This is a genomic window from Nocardia sp. NPDC050412, assembly GCF_044458825.1.
In the GTDB taxonomy this organism is placed as follows: domain Bacteria; phylum Actinomycetota; class Actinomycetes; order Mycobacteriales; family Mycobacteriaceae; genus Nocardia.
The window spans coordinates 116099-134326 of the sequence record NZ_JBITIJ010000017.1 but is presented as its reverse complement, the minus strand read 5'-3'; the positions used below and the strand labels follow the sequence as shown (position 1 = coordinate 134326).

16 protein-coding genes and 2 pseudogenes are annotated in these 18228 nt (G+C 65.9%); 9 read left to right on the top strand and 9 right to left on the bottom strand.

Annotation, left to right across the window (positions count from 1 at the left end; all coding sequences use genetic code 11):
* Positions 1 to 44: 44 nt before the first annotated feature.
* A pseudogene (locus ACIBI6_RS34690) lies at positions 45 to 365 on the bottom strand (acyl-CoA dehydrogenase family protein); the annotation flags it as partial.
* On the opposite strand from ACIBI6_RS34690, the gene ACIBI6_RS34685 reads away from it, so the two are divergent.
* The 3 genes from ACIBI6_RS34685 (at position 306) to ACIBI6_RS34675 (ending at position 3202) form a co-directional block, all read left to right on the top strand.
* A complete protein-coding gene (locus tag ACIBI6_RS34685) occupies positions 306 to 695 on the top strand; it encodes a hypothetical protein (protein WP_396959116.1) in 390 nt (129 codons plus the stop codon). The pseudogene ACIBI6_RS34690 and the gene ACIBI6_RS34685 overlap by 60 nt on opposite strands.
* 906 nt (positions 696 to 1601) lie before the next feature.
* On the top strand, positions 1602 to 2135 hold the full coding sequence (locus tag ACIBI6_RS34680; RefSeq protein ID WP_396959114.1) for a hypothetical protein: 534 nt from the start codon (positions 1602 to 1604) through the stop codon (positions 2133 to 2135).
* Positions 2132 to 3202, top strand: a complete 1071-nt coding sequence (locus ACIBI6_RS34675; protein WP_396959112.1) for a tyrosine-type recombinase/integrase — start codon at positions 2132 to 2134, stop codon at positions 3200 to 3202. The genes ACIBI6_RS34680 and ACIBI6_RS34675 overlap by 4 nt, the downstream gene beginning before the upstream one ends.
* On the opposite strand, the gene ACIBI6_RS34670 is transcribed toward ACIBI6_RS34675, so the two are convergent.
* Positions 3108 to 4904 carry a recombinase family protein gene (locus ACIBI6_RS34670; protein WP_396959110.1) on the bottom strand — a complete coding sequence of 599 codons (1797 nt, stop codon included), beginning with the start codon at positions 4902 to 4904 and terminating at the stop codon, positions 3108 to 3110. The two genes, ACIBI6_RS34675 and ACIBI6_RS34670, sit on opposite strands and share 95 nt — an antisense overlap.
* Positions 4905 to 5153: 249 nt before the next feature.
* On the opposite strand from ACIBI6_RS34670, the gene ACIBI6_RS34665 reads away from it, so the two are divergent.
* Positions 5154 to 6173: an NlpC/P60 family protein gene (locus ACIBI6_RS34665; RefSeq protein WP_396959108.1), complete on the top strand. Its 1020-nt coding sequence runs from the start codon at positions 5154 to 5156 to the stop codon at positions 6171 to 6173.
* A gap of 52 nt (positions 6174 to 6225) precedes the next feature.
* Complete coding sequence (locus tag ACIBI6_RS34660; protein WP_396959106.1) at positions 6226 to 6909, top strand: cutinase family protein; 684 nt, start codon at positions 6226 to 6228, stop codon at positions 6907 to 6909.
* Here ACIBI6_RS34660 and ACIBI6_RS34655 read toward each other — a convergent pair.
* The 6 genes and pseudogenes from ACIBI6_RS34655 to ACIBI6_RS34630 form a co-directional block, all read right to left on the bottom strand.
* Positions 6851 to 7162 carry a hypothetical protein gene (locus tag ACIBI6_RS34655; RefSeq protein WP_396959104.1) on the bottom strand — a complete coding sequence of 104 codons (312 nt, stop codon included), beginning with the start codon at positions 7160 to 7162 and terminating at the stop codon, positions 6851 to 6853. The genes ACIBI6_RS34660 and ACIBI6_RS34655 overlap by 59 nt on opposite strands.
* Positions 7163 to 7319: 157 nt before the next feature.
* Positions 7320 to 7823 (bottom strand): hypothetical protein, encoded by a 504-nt coding sequence (locus tag ACIBI6_RS34650; RefSeq protein ID WP_364348308.1) that lies wholly within the window; start codon positions 7821 to 7823, stop codon positions 7320 to 7322.
* 91 nt (positions 7824 to 7914) lie between these two features.
* Entirely contained in the window at positions 7915 to 9075 is a 1161-nt protein-coding gene (locus ACIBI6_RS34645) for a sensor histidine kinase (RefSeq protein WP_396959102.1), read from the bottom strand.
* Between the two features lie 47 nt (positions 9076 to 9122).
* The gene (locus ACIBI6_RS34640) at positions 9123 to 9800 is read right to left on the bottom strand and encodes a response regulator transcription factor (RefSeq protein WP_396959100.1); all 678 of its coding nucleotides are present in this window, start codon (positions 9798 to 9800) and stop codon (positions 9123 to 9125) included.
* Between the two features lie 180 nt (positions 9801 to 9980).
* Positions 9981 to 12354: pseudogene (locus ACIBI6_RS34635) on the bottom strand (heavy metal translocating P-type ATPase).
* Between the two features lie 540 nt (positions 12355 to 12894).
* Positions 12895 to 13350: a disulfide bond formation protein DsbA gene (locus ACIBI6_RS34630; RefSeq protein ID WP_396959174.1), complete on the bottom strand. Its 456-nt coding sequence runs from the start codon at positions 13348 to 13350 to the stop codon at positions 12895 to 12897.
* A 150-nt stretch (positions 13351 to 13500) separates the two neighbouring features.
* Between ACIBI6_RS34630 and ACIBI6_RS34625 the strand changes: the two genes are divergently transcribed.
* The 4 genes from ACIBI6_RS34625 (at position 13501) to ACIBI6_RS34610 (ending at position 16742) form a co-directional block, all read left to right on the top strand.
* Positions 13501 to 15660, top strand: a complete 2160-nt coding sequence (locus ACIBI6_RS34625) for an MMPL family transporter (protein WP_396959098.1) — start codon at positions 13501 to 13503, stop codon at positions 15658 to 15660.
* 90 nt (positions 15661 to 15750) lie between these two features.
* Positions 15751 to 16020 (top strand): metal-sensitive transcriptional regulator, encoded by a 270-nt coding sequence (locus ACIBI6_RS34620; RefSeq protein WP_364348323.1) that lies wholly within the window; start codon positions 15751 to 15753, stop codon positions 16018 to 16020.
* A gap of 31 nt (positions 16021 to 16051) precedes the next feature.
* A complete protein-coding gene (locus ACIBI6_RS34615; protein ID WP_396959172.1) occupies positions 16052 to 16393 on the top strand; it encodes a DUF2892 domain-containing protein in 342 nt (113 codons plus the stop codon).
* Positions 16341 to 16742, top strand: a complete 402-nt coding sequence (locus ACIBI6_RS34610) for a DUF302 domain-containing protein (protein ID WP_396959096.1) — start codon at positions 16341 to 16343, stop codon at positions 16740 to 16742. The genes ACIBI6_RS34615 and ACIBI6_RS34610 overlap by 53 nt, the downstream gene beginning before the upstream one ends.
* Before the next feature lie 96 nt (positions 16743 to 16838).
* On the opposite strand, the gene ACIBI6_RS34605 is transcribed toward ACIBI6_RS34610, so the two are convergent.
* Positions 16839 to 18206, bottom strand: a complete 1368-nt coding sequence (locus tag ACIBI6_RS34605; RefSeq protein ID WP_364348329.1) for a wax ester/triacylglycerol synthase family O-acyltransferase — start codon at positions 18204 to 18206, stop codon at positions 16839 to 16841.
* Between the last annotated feature and the right edge of the window lie 22 nt (positions 18207 to 18228).

The window sequence follows — 18228 nt, the reverse complement described above, 5'->3', positions numbered from 1 at the left end:
CGAACCGCGGTCATGCCGATACCGCAGATCAGCTCCCCCGCGGCCATTCCTGGCAGCCATCGCCGTTTCTGTTCCTCGGTGCCGAACTCGACCAGGTAGGGCGGACGCACATCGGAGTGGATGCTGAAGCATGAGGCGATTCCCAGGCTCAGTGACGAAATCTCCTCCGCGACAATGGTACTGAATCGGAATTCATCAGCTCCGGCACCCTCGGGGATGTTTGCTGGCGGGGGTGATCGACGGTGATCACGCCCGTCGTCCCGCACAGCGAGGCGTGGTTGTGGCCGTTGATCATCGAAGGGTCGATGGCGCAATCCACCGTCGCACTGTTGGCCCTCGCCCACTCCACTCACGGCGACGAGCATCCGTACGCTACCGGCCACGTTGTGGACGACTCCCCCGCACAGCACACCGACCGAGCAATCACCGAAAACACAGCCCAGGCTCCGCAAGCGGCACCGAACGCGATCCCAGGCGTGCACACGCCATCGCACACTTCCGTCGATGCCCGCCAAGACCTTTCCGATCTGGCTGCGCGGTTGTGCCCGGTGGCGGCGGCTGGGTTTGGGGAGCCCTACAGTTCTGAGGTAATACGATCTTGGCCTTGGACGACTCCCGACCGCTGGGACCTCACCGGCGCCGTGATCTGCCAGGTCGGCGTCGCGATCATCATGTACGCACCACGCCCCGCCTGACCTCGATCTGGCCAGCGACTGCAGCACCACACGTGTCATGATCTGCTACAGTCTGCGCGAAAGCCACTGAGCTGCAAATACTCTCCCGAATCGGCAGTCGCCGCCCGGAAGATCCCCAGAGAAGTGATGACAGGCACCACCCGTCACTACAGCTGGTAATTCGCTTCGGTAACCAGCCGCCCACCCGAAAACCGCAGGTCGTCCCCCATTCCCATGTTCGACACGCCCCGCCGAAGGCGCAACCCCGCGCCCCTGGCAGTCGCTCCGAGAATGCTCAGGATAACTGCAGGTCGGCGACGAATGCGAGGTTGGGGATGTGGGTCAGCTCCCCCTCCCGACTTGGACCCCAACGAGAATCGGACGAGGATGCGGACTTGCTTGGTGGCAGGAGGTCGTTGGCGTGCCACGCTAAGACACGCCGGAAGGTAGCGGCCAACGCGTCCTCCGACGACCGGGTTAAACACTTCCACAGCCACGGTTTCATCGCGGTACCTGTACCTAGGCCAGCACTCCCGACCGTCGGTGGAGTGTCGCACGACCGACGCTGGCAGGGACCGCGCACACCAGTTGTGGCGCAAACTGCCAGGATCGGCTTTTATGGATGTTGGGAGAATCAGTGGACAGGGCGCGAAAGAAGTGCCCCATGTCTTCGATGTTTGACTTCTGGCTTTTCGCCGCCGTCCTCCCAAAGATTCAACCCAGGTGCGGATTGCGGGTCAGTCCTCTGCTCCGTTACAGCCAAACCCCGCCGATTACGGGACGATGTGCTGCGGATGCGGCGAGAAACGGCAGACTGCGAGTGCCGAGACCTCACAGCTTCGCGCGGGTGGGTTGGCAGGCTGGGCAAAGGTTGAATCTCTCGATCTTCAGTGGTGTGATCACCGCGGTCATGGCTGGAGCCGGTCAGTGACTGAGCGGCTGTCTGCGAGTGACGATGGCCCGCAAGACATGCCGGGTCCAAGCTGGTCCCCGAGCGATCTGCAACGCGAGCCGATCACCGGGTTGTTCGAAGGGTTGTACCAAACCGTCGCTGCCCGTCCGGCGCCGTCGAAAGCGCTGGCGGACTTCGCGTTCCCGACAGTCCTGGACGAGGCACCGATCGCAACCCTCTACTGTTCGGTCACGACCATCGACAACCGGGGCCGGCTCGCTGCCAGATCTGCAGTAAGGGTGCTGGGTTGGGCTCCAGGGCAACCGCTTTCGATGGACGTAGAGCGCAGCGTGGTGAAGGTTCGGCGTTCACGTGATGGCCAGCCGCTCCACCAACGCAGGTTTCTGATACTTCCATCCGATATCCGCAACAAGTGTCGGCTGTATGCGGGTGATCGGGTGTTGATAGCGGTGTCCCTCGCCGATGAAGTGCTCGTGGTGTACCCGCCGCGGATGTTGACGGCGGCGCTGTGGGCATATTTCCCGGACTTGTGGCAGCAAGGGCGATGAAAGACGCCGAGGTGGCCGAGCTGCTGCAGGCGATCTCGCGGCTGGGCTTGACGGTCGTAGGAAAGAATGTCAGAGCGGCGGGTATCGAGGTGCCGACATTCGGTGAGTTCGTTCCTCGGGTGTCGTGCGCTGTGTCGGTGTTGCAGCGGGAGAGCTACACAACTTACTGGCGAATTCTCGTGGTCGAGTGGGGTCACCGGCGTTTGAGCGAGCCGACGCCCACCGAGATCCTTCATCTGATGAATCGGCACAAGGCCAACGCCGTGGTCAGGTCGAATTGGCGGGGAGGTACGGGCGCGGCCAGGAACTTCCTGCACGCGGTGCGGTGTTTGTACCGCTTCGCCGAGATGGACAGCTTGATCGCTCCGGCGGACAACCCCGCGGCCAAGGTCCCGATGCCCCGGAAGCTGGAAAGCAGCCGTCACGCTTTGACCCCAGAGCAGGTTTCCGATCTGGGGCGCGTTGCCTCTGAAACGGGCAACGATGTCGAGTTGGACGCTCTGATCGTGCGCCTGCACATCGAGACGGCATGCCGCCGTGAAGCCGCGCTCAAACTGCGTCTGGACGAGTTGAGCGCAGGCGATTGCACCGTCCTGCTGCATCACAAAGGCGGCGTGGACGCGTGGCATCCTGTGACTCCCCTGCTCATGCGCAGACTCGTCGAGCATGTCGAGACCCGGGGCGGAAGTTCCGCGAAAGCCGAACACCGAGTGCTGCGAACCCGCAGCGGGAACCCGATCACCGGTCGACGCTACGACAACCTCCACGGCCGGTTCCGCCGGTATCTGCCCTGGGCTGACGCGAAAGGTGTGACAGTGCACTGGCTTCGGCATACCACCTTGACTTTCGTCGAGCGAGAGTTCGGGGAAGCGGTTGCACGCCGGTATGCGGCCCACCGAGACCCGGGCACGACTGCGACACCGATCTACACGAAGGCATCCCTGGTCGAATGCGCCCAGGCGCTGGTCGCAGTCACCGGGCAACCGCATCCACTTGCCCGTATCGAACGCACTTCGACGGCGCTGCAGGCCCACGAAGAGAAGGGACACGAAAAAGGGGTATGGTGATCGCATGTACACGAAAAGTGTGCATAAATACCACATTTCGAGTGTCCTGGTCCCCCTCCGGACACTTACCATAACCCCAACTGTGCGGGTCGAGAGATGTCTCGACCCGCACGAGTCGTTTGGCGGGGTGGTAGGTCATCTGCAGGTTGAGGTGCCGGTAGACCTCGGCTTTGTCCAGCGGATCCGCCCCGGACAACACTCGCCGGATATCTCCGAGTTCCTTGATGAGATTGCGGATCTCCTCGCTGGTCATTCGCCGTTGCCTTGTGATCGGCCGCGAACGGGCGAGGGCTTCGGCGCGGCGGGCTTGCACCTCGGCCATCCACTGCGCCACTAGATGCGGGTCGGCACCGGCTTCCAAGGCTGCCCGGTGTCGGGCCAGGATCCGGTCACAATCCTCGATCGCCTGTGCGACGGCCGCCGCTGACGGGTCGAGGTCATGGTCGGGTTGGGCCCGGTAGAGAGTTTCTATGGTCTCGGCAACTCGGTGCGGGGCGAAGCAGGTGCCCAGCCAATCATCGAGTGGGCCCAGTAGATCCCGTTCGGCCAGATACACGTTGCGGGGATGGACGACTTTGTTCGCCAGGGCGTACTCGTTGGGATACCGGCATCGATAGAGCAGCATTTCCCGGCTTCGCTGGCCTTGCATCCGCCGCTGGCACAGCCCACACCGCAGCCGACCGCGAAACATATAGGTGTGATGGGTGCGGTGCCGTTCCCGCGTCCCCCGGCCGGCTCCCTTCGCGGCCAAGACCTGCTGGGCGCGTTCGAACGTGTCTGGGTCGATGATCGGGTCGTGCACCAAGTGATCAGAGAAGACCCACTGGTCACGGTCATTCCATCGCATCCGGGTCTCATGCCCCAAAGCGATGTCCTCAACATCGATGAGGATTTCGTCTTTGCGTTGCTTGTTCCACACCTGCCGCCCGGTGTAGCGAGGGTTGGACAGGATCACCCGAATCGCGCCCTTGGACCACGCCACCCCGGGGCGGTGTCGGTTTCGTCCGGGGTCGTAGGCCGACGGCGAGGGGACATCGTCGCGGGTCAGCGCCTCCGCGATCGCGAAAATCCCTCGGCCACCGAGATATTCGGCAAAGATCCGTTGCACGACCGGTGCGGTCACAGGATCGGATTCCAACCGATGCAACCGCTTCCCGTCGGCGGCCTTGGCCGGATTCGGATGCGGCCCCGCGTCGGCCAACCGGTACCCATACGGAGGCCGCCCGCCCAGGAAGCGGCCCTCGACACTGGCTTGGGAGGCCATCGCCGCACGAACCCGTATCTTGATCCGGTTGCGCTCGCCCTTGCTCATACCCCCGAACACCGACATCACCAAGTCGTGGGCCTCAGAGTCCGGATCGACCGCACCGCCGACCTCAGGTACCCACAACTGCAGTCCGTAGTGGGTGAGGACCGGGAAGGTCAGGCCGTACTGGTTGCCGTAGAACGCTCGCTGCGGCTCGCCGATCACCACCGCGTCGAAACCACGATCCGGGTCCCGCATCGCCTGCAGCAGCCGCGTCGCTTGCGGTCGACGTTTCCAGGGAATCGACCGAGACTGACCGACATCGAAGAACTCGGCCACAATCTCGCCGTGCCGATCGGTCAACGCCCGCGCCCGCGCCAGCTGCCAATTCCGGGACGCCTCCGGGTCCTGCTGATCCTCGGTCGACACTCGCCCGTAGAACGCGAACCTCACCACTACGCCGCCCTCCGTTCATCGCGGAACTCGCTATGTCGCTGGGCTGGTTCCCCAGACTTGTCCCGCGCCTGCCGTTGCGCGGCGTTGTACAGCAGACGCAGCACCGCATCAGCTGCTGCCGGTCCCAACATCGGTGGATCCGACGGGGTCTGCACAACCAGCTCCTCGACACAATCCGAGTCACCGCACGTCGTCGCCGGCTCATGACGTAATCCCCCTCCTGATCAACAACGCGGTCGCCGATACCCGATGCTGGTCAAAGCCCTCGGCGCAGGCTGCGCTTCGGTCGTGTTCTGTGTCGTCGTGATCGCCGCCGTGGTCACCACCGTCATCGTCTACCAGCAACCGCTCCCCACTCCCAGCTCCGGTTCGTCGGCGAGTGCGCGCAGCACCCCGAGTCCCCAAGCGCGAGAAGACATCCCGCCGGAACTGCTGGTGCTCTACCAGAACGCGGCGAGTGATTGTCCCGGTCTGGAGTGGTCGGTGCTCGCCGCGATCGGCAAGATCGAGACCGACCACCGCCGCTCACCTCTGCCGGGGGTGCAGGCCGGACAGAACTCGGCCGGGGCCGGGGGCCTGATGCAGTTCCTCGAACCGACCTTCGAGGCTGTGGTGGCCCGGCACCACCTGCCTACGGGCGGGGCGAGCCCGCCCTCGCGCTACAACCCCAGCGACGCCATCCACGCCGCCGCCCACTACCTGTGCGACTCCGGTGCGCCCGCGGATCTGCGTGCGGCGATCTTCGCCTACAACCACGCCGACTCCTACGTCGACCAAGTCCTCGACCAGGCAGCCCGCTACCGCGCCACCACTCCCTCCGGTGACGGTGACTGCCACACCGTCGCAGCCGCGAGCACAGCTGCCGCGCAGGCGATCTCCTTCGCCTGTGCTCAGCTCGGGGTCGCCTACGTGTGGGGCGGCAACGGTCCCGAGGTCAACGGTGGCTGGGACTGTTCCGGGCTCACCCAGGCCGCCTACCGGGCCGCCGCAGTCACCCTGCCTCGCACCACCGACGACCAGGTCCACACCGGCCCCCGCATCCCCGAAAACCAGCTCGCCCCTGGTGATCTCGTGTTCTACGGCACCACCGACAACAACGTCCACCACGTCGGTCTCTTCCTGGGAGCCGGGCGGATGGTGCACGCGCCGGATGTGGGAGCTCCCGTCCAGGTCAGTGACTACCGGTGGCCTGGAGACGACTTCTACGGCGCGACCCGCCCCTCCGCCATTGCTTCACCCGCACAACCGGATTCGCGCGACTCACCCTAGCGCGCCGCCGCCGAGCCCCCAGTGACGAATCCGACCCGATAGGAGACCCCTCATGCGCCTTCACCACCACACCCACCCAAGGCCCTCTCGCGCCCGTCGCTCCGCTCGTGGCCTGCTGTGTGCGGCCGTCACCGCCGCGACCGTTGTCGGGGCCGGTGGCGCCGCCGCAGACCCGACACCGGCCCCCACTGCAGCGTCCTGCTCGCGCTGGACCGCGCTGCTGGTACCGGGCACATGGGAGACAACCCCGGCCGCCGACCCGACCCGTCCGGTGGGGATGCTCACCCCGGTCGCCCAGGGACTCACCGCGCACTACGGCAGCGACATCGACGTGCGCACTCTCGCCTACACCGCCCCCTACACCACCTCGCAAACCGCAGGCGCACAAGCACTCACCGCCACCCTCGCAGGCTTGTGCTCGGGCACGAGAGTGGTTCTCGCCGGCTACTCCCAAGGCGCCGATATCGTCGGTGACCTCGCCACCGCGATCGGCAACCAGGCAGGCCCGATACCCGCCTCCCGAGTCGTGGCGATCGGACTCGTCTCCGACCCCCACCGCGACCGGCCACCGCCCAGCTCGGGAACCCCGTGTCCGGCCAGGGCATCGCCGGACCGCGCTCCCAGGACTTCGGCGCCCTCACCGACCGTGTCCGCACGCTGTGTGCCGAGGGTGACCTCTACTGCTCGACCTCGCCGCAGGCATCGCCTGCCCTGGCCGCGGTGGGCCGCGCCGTGACCTCGCCCCCCAATCCTGCTCCGGCCCAGGCCACCCCCGCGCCCGCCTGGCCCTCGACCACCGCGACGACCAGCTCCGCACCGATCCCGGGCTCGACGTCGGCACCGATGCCCAGCACAGCCCCGGGCACGGCTGCGACAGCACCGGCCACGACTCCGACCTCGATCGGAGGTCTGGATCCCTCCCAGATGCTCGCCCAAGTGGTCACCATGCTCGGTGGGCTGTCGGGGTTCGCCGCGAACGTGCCCGCCATCATCGGCGACCTCGCCCAGCTACCCGCACTCGTCGGCACCTTGCCACACCGCGACGAAAACTTGCTGCACGACCTCGTGGGCTTGCTCGATGTCGCCTCGCAGCCCCCTGAGCGCAAACCTGAAAACAGCCTGATCGACGCTCCGATCCTGTCCCGGCTACGATCCGAGCCGGTCATGCCAGGCGGCCTTCGCGCCGCTGTCACCGATTCGGTAGACCTGCACCACCGAACCAGCAGACACAGCCACCGCGACGGCAACCATCGCGATGATGACAACCCGGTTCGCGGTAACAGCAGCGATCCTGGCGGTCCGAGACCATCGGGCGACCCACTCGCTGTGCGTGGCCCACCATACGACCGCCAGCAGGAAAGTCACCGCCGACCACGGCAGCAGACCATCGGCCAACTGCGTGTGGATGCGCACCAACGGATCATGGGCGGTGTGGTGTTCGAGCCACTCGCCGGATTCGGTCGTCAACGGAATCGCCACCAGCGCGGCCAACGACACAAGGGGCGTGATCGGGCCCAAGCGGTGTCGAGCAGTGGGCCACAACACGGACGCCACCAGCATTAGTGCGGCCAGCGGCACCAGTACGACGACAACGTGAACCAGCAGGATGTGGGTAGGTAGCCCGTTGATCGTATTGAACCCCATAGCCATTCGAATCTCCTCGGTCACCGGGTAACGTGGTGCGACCAACCCTATGAGCCGATTCTTGGAGGTTTCTGGGACGCGGTGAGACGAAGGCAATTCAGCGCTGCGCACCGGTGGGCAGCGTCATCGACAGCGTCGCGCCGCCGCCGTCGTGATTGCGAGCCGAAACCGTACCGCCGTGCCTGGCGGCGATCTCGCTGACCAATGACAGACCGAGCCCGTAGCGACGTCGTTCGCTCGGGTTCGCGGTGGTCGGCGTCGACGCGAAACGGGTGAACAGGATGGGCAGAACATCGGTATCGATCCCGGGGCCGTCGTCGGTGACATCGATCCGCACATGTCGGCCATCGCTTCCGAGCACCACCCGCACCAGACTATCCGCATGACGTATTCCGTTGTCCAACAAAGCATTCACGGCTCGCCGCAGCCCCGCTTCGAAGCCTTGCAGCTGCACCGGTGCGGCGATCATTTCTAGTCGGACACCACGCTGGTCGGCCGCCGGTTCGGCGGCGCTCACCGCATCCCGTAGCAGGGCAGCCAGATCGAATGGCCGAGGCTGAGCCTCCTGTCGGGGATCGGCCGCCAGCAGCAGGTCATCGAGAATGTCGGCCAGCTGACCAGCATCGACTACCAGACTGTCGACCTCGGCTTCGGCCGGGTGGCCGCGCAGGTGCCGCCGCAATAGCTGGGCCCTGGTGCTCAACAGCGTCAGCGGGGTGCGCAGTTCATGGCCCGCGTCGGCGACGAACCGGCGTTGCAATGTCAGCGCCGCGATAAGCGGGGTTACCGCCCTGCGCGCGACCCAGGCACCGGTCAGTATCGCCAGCAGCATTCCGATGGCGCCGCACACCAGCAAGACCGCGCCCAGACCCCGTGCCTCGCGCTCGGCCGCCCGCAGGTCGTACACCGCCTGGATCACCGCGTCGCCGCGCTGCTCGGTGCGGATCCGGTACCGTCGGTCACCGATCGACAGCTCCGCGGTTCGCGGCGCACCGTCGTGTTCGGCCTGCCGCATGGCGGCCTCGTCGGGCAGACCCGGCGGCAGCCCCGGACTGGCCCGCGTGCTGCCTGCCCGCCGGATAACCAGCCAGGTCCCCGCGGGTGGGTCGTTAACATCGTCGGCCTCGGCGATGGCTGTGGCCAGCGACCTGTTCTGGTCATTGCGCGCACTGTGCGATACGACCATGGTCACGGCCACGCTGAGCAACAGCACGGTCACCAGCACGGCGGCAGCCGACTGCAGTCCGATCCGCAGCATCGTCCGCCGGATCAGGCGCGCGTCTGCTGAGTCGGTCCGGCGCCGCCTCACCCACCACGTCCCAGCTCATACCCGCGGCCACGTACGGTGTCGATCACCGTGCGACCGAGCTTTCGGCGCAGGTAGTGGACATAGGTATCGACCACCACCGGGCTCTCGGCGTCGTCGAACACGATAGCCAGCAATTGTTTGCGCGAGAATACAACTCCTGGCCGCGATGCCAGCGTGGCCAGCAGATCGCATTCCCGTTCGGAGAGCCGGACCACTGCCGCGGTATCAGCCACGACGACGCAGCGGCTGTCCAGCTCGAGTCTTCCTTTCGGCACCGGCAGCGAACGCGCGACATCCAGGTGTCGGCGTCGCAGAGCCCGCAGCCTGGCGAGCAATTCCGCCACATCGAACGGCTTACCCAGATAGTCCTCGGCGCCGGCGTCGAGTCCCGCCACCCGATCCGCCGGATTGGCGAGTGCGGACAGGATCAACATCGGAGTGACGATGCCACGGACCCGCAGCCTGGTCAGCAGATCCAGCCCATCAATCGCGGGCAACCCCCGATCGAACAGCATCACGTCGTACTCGCGAGTGAGACCGAGGTGCAATCCCTGCTGGCCGTCTGCGGCGATGTCGACCTGATACCCCTCCTCGGTGAGCAACCCACCAAGCATCGCGAGCAATTGCGGGTCGTCCTCGACGACCAGCACCCGCGGCAGATCGGTATCGATCACCCGCGCATTCTCGCACTTCGGCGAAACCGTCTCGCTCGACCAGTGGTGGTGGCCTGGCGCCCTATCCGCTGGGAGTTAATGACAACGACTCCCGTTGTTGCGGGGTGGCTGTACCTACCTTGCCGGTCGGTGTCCTGAGTCGGACACGGTGTAGCCGGAGGCGGTCTACTGGCAGGTCGATCATCGTCGCAGGGATGGCCTGATGCCGGATTGGGTTGGCGGGGAGGCGTATTCGGGTTCGTCGGTGAGCGTGAAATAGTTCTCCTCCTCCTGTCGAAAGTGCAGCTTCAGCAGGACGTAGAGTCCATACAGGCAGGCCAGAAGATCATCGATCTGGTCGGGGCCGATGCGGCCAGTGATACGCGCCATGCGGAGGTGGTTACCGATTCGCGTGGTGAGCCGCTGGATCTCGGCATGCGTGCGACTCATGGTGGCGGTGGCCTCGGCGCTGCCGAGTGGAGTAGCCAGAGCCGGATACAGTTCGGTTTCCTCGGCCTCTTCATGAGGCATCAGCTCGTCGACGAGAAATCTGTATGCGGCCTCGACCGCGGGCAACGCGGTCTCGTCGCCGCTGCGCTCGGCGAGACGATCGGCGGCGGTGCGGAGCAATCCGAGTGCATCGCGCAGTGCATCATGTTCACCGGCGAAGCGGCGCAGCATAGCCTCGGTGTCCGGGGCGAGATCGGTGCGCAGTGCCGGATTGCCACGCAGGGCGCGTAGCGCATTGAGGATCACCGCCACATCGATGCCTTCCTGCAGCAGCGCACCGGCGGCGGGTGGCAGCCAGCCGGCGGCGGCGGCGATCATGGCCAGCAGCGACATACTCATGCCGACGACGGCGCTCTGCACGGCGATGCGGCGTGACCAGCGGGCAGTGTCCATGGCATCGGCAAGCCGGTCGAGACGATCGGTGGTGAGCACGATGTCGGCGGCTTCCGACGAGGCGGTGGATCCGCGCGCCCCCATCGCGACGCCGACGGTGGCGGCGGCCAGTGCTGGGGCGTCGTTGACACCGTCACCGACCATCACTGTCACCGCGTGTTCACGTTCGCGGCGCACGGCATCGACCTTGTCGGCGGGGCTTTGCTCGGCATACACCTCGTCCAGGCCGAGTACGGTGGCGACTTCGCGCGCGGGTTCAGGCCGGTCGCCGGTGAGCATGACCAGTCGGTTCAGACCGGCCTCACGCAGTCGCCGAATGGTGCGGGGTGCGTGTCGGCGCAATGGGTCTCGCAGCAGGATCGCTGCTGCGAGTTCGCCGTCGACGACGATCCAGGCGATCGCGGCCGAGTCCAGGCTTGCTTTGTTGACGACCGCGCGGGCCCAGCCGGCACTCGTGAACGAGTCGCGCAGTTTGCCGACATCAACCCGGTGGCCGTCCACGGTGCCCGACACCCCGCGCCCGGCCTGCTCAGCCACTTCGGTGGGTGCCGACAGGTCGATACCGCGCGAGAGTGCTTCGGTGACTATCGCTTCGGCCAGCACGTGCGGCGACACCTGATCCACCGACGCGGCCAGCCGCATCATCTCCGCCGCCTCGCGGCCCGGTGCGGCTATTACTTCGACGACTTGTGGGCGGCCCGCGGTGAGAGTGCCGGTCTTGTCCATCACCAAAGTTGTTGCGTCGCCGAGGCATTTCCAATGCGCTACCGCCACGCACGACGACTCCCAGGCGCGACGCCCGCGACAGTCCCGAGACGATCGCCACCGGGGCGGCCAACAGCAGCGGGCACGGTGTCGCGACCACCAAGACGGCGACCGCCCGCACCGCCGACCCGCTCATTGCGTAAGCGGCACCTGCGACCAGTAGCGCGAGCGGCAGGAACCACGCCGCATATCGGTCGGCAAGCCGCACCACCGGCGCGTTCTCGGCGCCGGCCTGCTCGGCCAGCCGCACAATCCCGGCGTAGGTACTCTCGGCCGCCGTCGCGCTCGCACGCATCTCGAACGCATCGCCGGCATTGACGACACCGCTGCGCACCGGCTCGCCGACCCCACGCTCCACCTGCAGCGGTTCCCCGGTCAGCACCGACTCGTCCAGTACCGCAACGGTATTCAGGATTCGCCCGTCGACCGGCACTATCTCACCCGCGGCGACCGCCAGCACGTCATCGACGACGACCTGGCCGAGCGGAATCACCGTCACCTCATCGCCGACACGACGGCGAGCCGACCGGGGTGCGTGCTCCAACAGGGCGCGCAGATCCCGTGAAGCACGGCGTTCGGCGGCGGCGTCGAGGGCTCGTCCACCGGCCAGCATGACGGCAATCAATGCGCCTGCGAGATACTCGCCGACCCACAGCGTTCCCGCCAACGACAACACCGCGATCAGGTCGACACCGGCCCGGCCCTTCACAAGCGTGGCGATCATCCAGAAGAGCGCGGGAACGAACGCCGCCACTGTCGCCGCGATCCAGAACCCGTCGGCAGCACCGCCTAAACCGAACACCCACAGGACCGCGCCGATCGCCAGCGCTGCCACAGTGACCACCACCAGCACCGGTGCCAGCCAACCGCCCAGCCGTGCCGCCCACGACCGAGCCTGCCTGGTCATTCGACTCATCAGATACTCCTCCCGACCGGGGTAAACGCCGATCCATCCCACTGCACCGCAGCGCGCATGATCGACGGAAGAGGCCGGGGTCCCTTTTGCCGATGTCCTAGGCCACCGCTGAGTCGATAGGCGGCGGTCAGGGCTTGTGGCGCGTTCACCCCGCCGGACGTACCCGTGTGGACGATCGAGCAATCCGGCGTTCCCGAAGTCCGCATCATGATGCTGGTTCGCGCTGTCGGCGGGCGCGCGGACAGCCATGGACGACACCGTCGTTGCCACGACTTTCGATTCTGCGGGTGTGACCACACCCGCCCTGCACATCAGCCGATGGCCGGAGCGGGTCTGCTGTCCGTTCCATTCGCTGTGCGCGCTACCGCGCACCCCGAGTCACCGACGTTGCCGTGAGTGCTGTCAAGCGGTCTGACCCGATATTCTTGGATCACTGTGTTTTCGGGACAATGACCCGGACCTGGTCGACGTAGGCTCCGCGCCCGGACCGTGTCGTCTTTCCGCGTCTGCGGCAGCTGACCGAGTAGCACATCAGGTGCCCTGCTCGCGTTCGGTGGTCGGCGGGCCCGAGTACGGCCGTTGCAGGGCAGCGAATTCCGGCGTTCTCGCCGCGATGATCAGGGCGTCGAGCAGGGCGGCGCCCTTCTCGACATCGGGAATCCGAGTGAGGACCGGGCCGAAGAAACCGTGGCCGTCGATGGCGATGATCGGGCTGCCACCGCGCCCTCCTAGCACTTGCTGGCTGACCTCGTGGGCGTCGGCAACGGCTTGGTCCAGTTCGCTGGCGTCGAGGGTATCGGCCAGTGACCGGTCCATTCCGAGACTTTGGAGTATGTCCGCGATGGCGGCGAGAGTGACCTCTTCCCGCTGGGCATGGGCGCTCGCGCCGAAGGCTCGATACAGGCGCGCGAACCCATCCGGTCCGTGCTGGTCGGTGACGGCCGCGAAGAGGCGCCCCGAATGGGCACACCGGGTCGAGGTAGAGATCTATCGCGGCCATTTTCAGCTTCCTTCCATATCGGCGTCCGGCGACTCCGACATGCGCTGTGCCGAATGCCACCCTTCACTCTCATATACCCCTGGGGGTATCTTCGGGTCTGACGTCAATATACCCCCTGGGGTATGAAGGAGATAGCGATGACCGACTCTGTGGTTGTTTCCCCGGCTCGCGACACCGCACGGCCGAGCAGCTCCGGCGGGATGCTGGGCAGGCTCGGATCCGTGATGGCCAGGCATGCCCGGGTCGTGTTCGGTGTCTGGTTGCTGGTGTTGATCGTCCTGGGCGCCGCCGCGCCGAGTGTGTTCACCTCGCTCGCGGGAGCGGGGTGGCAGGCCGATGGGTCGGAGTCGGTGCGGGTGCGCGAGCTGGCGCAGCAGCATTTCGGCGGGAACTCCTCGGCGGCGGTGGAGGTGGTGGTCCATTCCGATAACGAGACCATCGAGAGTCCGGGTGTCCAGCGGGTTCTCGGCGAGATCGCCGAGGTCTTCACCGGCGATGCGCGCTTCGGTGAACTGATCGCACCACAGTCGGGGACCTCGATCACCCCGGACGGGCACACCGGGATTTTCATTGCGGGTGCGAACGCCTCCACCGATGACATGGTCAAGGCCGTCGACGAGCACTCCGACGCGTTGAGCGCCTTGTCCGGCAACGGCATCGAGGTCTATCCCACGGGCAGCTCAGCGCTGTGGAGCGACTTCAACAAGGCCAACCACGACGCCATGATCAAGGCCGAAATGTTTTCCTGGCCGGTGACTTTGGCGATCATGGTGCTGGCGTTCGGATCCCTCGTCGCCGCCGGGCTGCCGCTGCTGCTCACCCTGGCGGGGCTGGTCGCCTCGGCCGGTGGACTGGTACTGCTCAACCACCTCACCCCGATCTCGGTGTGGGCAATGAACTTCGCGATGATGTTCGCCTTGGCGCTCGGTATCGACTACGCGCTGTTCATCGTCGCCCGATTCCGTGACGCACGCACCACCGCCCCCAGCCCCGACGCGGCGGTTGCCGAAACGATGAATACCGCGGGCAAGGCGGTTGCGCTGTCCGGGCTGACGGTCCTGGTCAGCTTGTCGGCGGTGCTGATCGTCCCAGCGCCCGCGGTGCGCACGATGGCGGTCGGGATCATGTTCGCGGTGTTCTTCGTGCTGCTGGCCACCATGACCCTGCTGCCCGCCGCGTTGGGGGCGCTGGGCGGCAAGATCAATGCCGGTGCGCTGCCGCACGCCATGCGGCAGCAGCATCGCTCGCCGCGGTTCGCCGCGTGGGGTGGGCTGCTACACAACCATCCGTGGCCGTTCGCGATCGGCGCGGTCACGGTGCTGATCGCCCTGTCGATCCCAGTGTTCGGACTGAAAGTAGCCATGCCCTCCATCCAGGTCGTGCCGACTGACGCGCCGGTGCGCCAAGGCTACGAACTGATCCAAGCCCAGATGGGCGAGGGCGCACCCGGCATGCTGCAGATCATCACCCCGGCCACCCAGGCCGCACAGGCTGCCGAGGCCGCCAAAGGGGTTGACGGGATCAGCATGGTCACCCCGCCGCAGCTCGCACTCGACGACAGCGGCCTAGCGACGATGCAGGCACTACCCGAGGTCGATCCATCGGACCCGCGGATGGGCGGAATCCTCGACCGATTGCGTGACGAGCTGCCCGCTGCCGCACTGGTCGGCGGCGCACCCGCGGAGAACCTCGACCTGCAGCAAGCTCTCGACGACTACTTCCCTATCATCGTGGCGATCATCCTCGTCCTCGGCTTTGCCCTGCTGCTGATCGCGCTGCAGGCACCGGTGATCGCCGCCCTCGGCACCGTGGTCAGCCTGCTGTCCACCGCCGCGGCCTTCGGCGTCGCGAAACTGATCTTCCAGGACGGACACGGCGCAGGACTGCTCGGCTTCACCCCGCAAGGCTTCCTCGACGGGTGGGGACCGGTGTTCTTCTTCGCCATGATCTTCGCGATCGCGATGGACTACACGGTATTCCTGCTGGCCACCGCCAAGGAACACTACGAGCACACCGGTGACCCGAAGACCGCCCAGGTCGACGGCCTGGCGCACTCCGGACGGGTGATCTTCGCCGCCGCCGCGGTAATGGTCGCGGTGTTCTTCACCTTCGCACTCTCCGAGCCGCTGCCCCCGAAGGAGATGGGCATCATCCTCGGCGTCGCGGTCCTGCTCGACGCGGCCGCGGTACGACTGGTGCTACTGCCGGTACTACTGCGGCTGACCGGACACGGCGCCTGGTGGTCACCGAACTGGCTGCGCAAGGCACTCCCCCCGATCAGCTTCGCCCACCACTGAAATCACCTCCACCGCGCACCGCACCCACCGACCCGCATATACCCCCACGGGTATCCTTGAGTGAGGTATTCAAACGAAAGGGGAAACACCATGGTCGGCAACGAAGAAACTATCGCCCAGGTACTCAACCGGCTGCGCCGCGCACACGGCCAACTCGCCGGAGTGATCTCCATGATCGAGCAGGGCCGCGACTGCAAGGACGTCGTCACCCAACTCGCCGCCGTGTCACGCGCACTCGACCGGGCCGGATTCAAGATCGTCGCCACCGGACTGCGCGAATGCCTCACCGGACAAAGCACCGACGGTTCCGAGCCGATGACCGAAGCCGAGCTGGAGAAGCTTTTCCTCGCCCTGGCCTGAACAACCAAGAGTCCCCACACGATTGGAGATCATGCACATACCGACTCGCCAGCGCGGCTGGTCCATCGCGCGGCTCGTGCCGCTGCTGGCAGGCACGTTCGTACTGGTCAGCACACTGCTGGCCGCGGTGGCCTCGCAATGGTGGCTGATATTGACCGGAATCGTCGGCGCGAACCTGCTGTTCTACAGCGCCATGGGATGGTGTCCGGCGACACTACTGCTCCATCGCCTGGGCGTTCCCGACACCGCGACCAACTGCGCAATGCCACACACCCGACACCGCATCACCCAACCGAACCGGCAGAAAGCAGACCGCAATCATGAACCTAGCCCTCTCGACCACACTGCACACCAGCTTCGACGAAGCCGTTGAACTGACCCGTAAAGCCCTGTCCGAACAGGGATTCGGCGTCCTCACCGACATCGACATGCAAGCCACACTGAAGGCCAAACTCGGCCAGGATATGGAGAACTACCGAATCCTCGGTGCCTGCAACCCACCCCTGGCTCACCGCGCCGTCGGCGTGAACCGCCAGATCGGACTCCTACTGCCCTGCAACGTGATCGTCCGCAGCGACCCCACGGCCGCCGAGACCATCATCGTCGAAGCCATGAACCCGGACCTCATGGTCCAGGTCACCGGCGAACCCGAACTCGAACCCATCGCCGCCGAAGCCACCACCAAACTCCGCGCAGCCATCCAATCGCTACAAGACCACTGACTCGACGTCCGATGATGCGGTCGGTCAACCCACGCGCACACGGGTCACGCTGGCGGTACGGTCCAGATGCCCATACGGCTTGCCGGTCGTATCTGGTCAAGACGGCCGATCGCCGAGAGTCGTCTTCTGGTTTCGTTCGCGGGCACGGTCCAGCAGTTCTGTGATTCCGTGCTCGATTTCGTCGGCGATCAGGTCGATATCCGGGGTGGTGTCGTAGTCACCGGTGATGCCGAAGGTCAGCCGGTCGGTGTAGCTGAGGATCGCGATGGTGGTGCGCAGTCGCATGGCGATCGGGATACAGGGCAGGATTTCCAGGACCTCACGGCCCTGTAGCGATAACTTCCGCCTCGGGCCGGGGACATTCGTGGCGAGCGCGCTGACACCGTGCTGGGGGTAATGCATGGCCAGCCGCAGGGTCCACGCGACGAATGCGAACGGGAGCCGACCCGCCATCGACAGTACGGACTTCTCGGCTTCGGCCTCACCGCGTGATCGATGTCGTGCGATGCGCTGGTGGACGGCGGTGAGCCGCTCGACCGGATCGGAGATCTCGACCGGAAGATACGGCAGCATCGCCGAAACTCGGTTGTCGAGAACATATTTCGCGTCCTCGCGACGCATGGACACCGGCACCAGAATGCGGATCTTATCGGCGGTCGGTTCCTCGCCGCGCTTGTGCAGCACGGTGCGGTAGGCCGAGGCGATGGCTGCGAGGGCGACATCGTTGACAGTCACACCGAATGCGGCCCGGATCTTCGCGATGTCCGCCAGTGACGTGCGTGCGACGGCGTAGCGCCGCTGTCGGCCGATCGGGCCGTTGAACGAGGATGTGCCGGTCGGCGTTACCGCGGCGTACACGACCGGAATCAGGGCCCGCGTGATGTCGAAGGCCATTCTTGGCATGGCCATCGACAGTCGAATGCCCTCGGCCGCCAAGCCGAAAGCGTTGATCCGTTGACGTGTACCGGTGCTCAGGCGCGGCGCACTCGTGCTGGATTCCGGATCGCAGAGACTCTCGAACAGGCCGATGCCGGACGCGCCGTCCACCATAGTGTGATGGGCTTTGATGATCAGCGCCCAGCGATCCGCTGCCAGATGCTCGACGACGATGCACTGCCACAGCGGGTGGTCTCGGTCGAGTCGTTCCTCGAGTTCGGCGGCGACCAATTCGCGCAGCGCCGCCTCGTCGCCGGGCTCCGGCAGCGCCGTCCACCGCAGGTGATGTGCCAGATCGAAATTTGGATCGTCCTCCCACACCGGGGCGGTGAGATCCGCGACGGTCCGGCGTACTCGCTGGCGGAGCCGACTATCGCTCACCAGGCTGCCAGCCATCGCGGCCGTGAACTCCTGGCGCGTCGGTACCGGACCGGCGATGATCGCAACCGCGCCGATCCCGAGACTGATGTGCCGGTCGGCGTCTTCCATCTCCATGAAACCCGAATCGAGCGGGCCCAATTCGCTCATCACAGCCACCTACCCCGGCAGC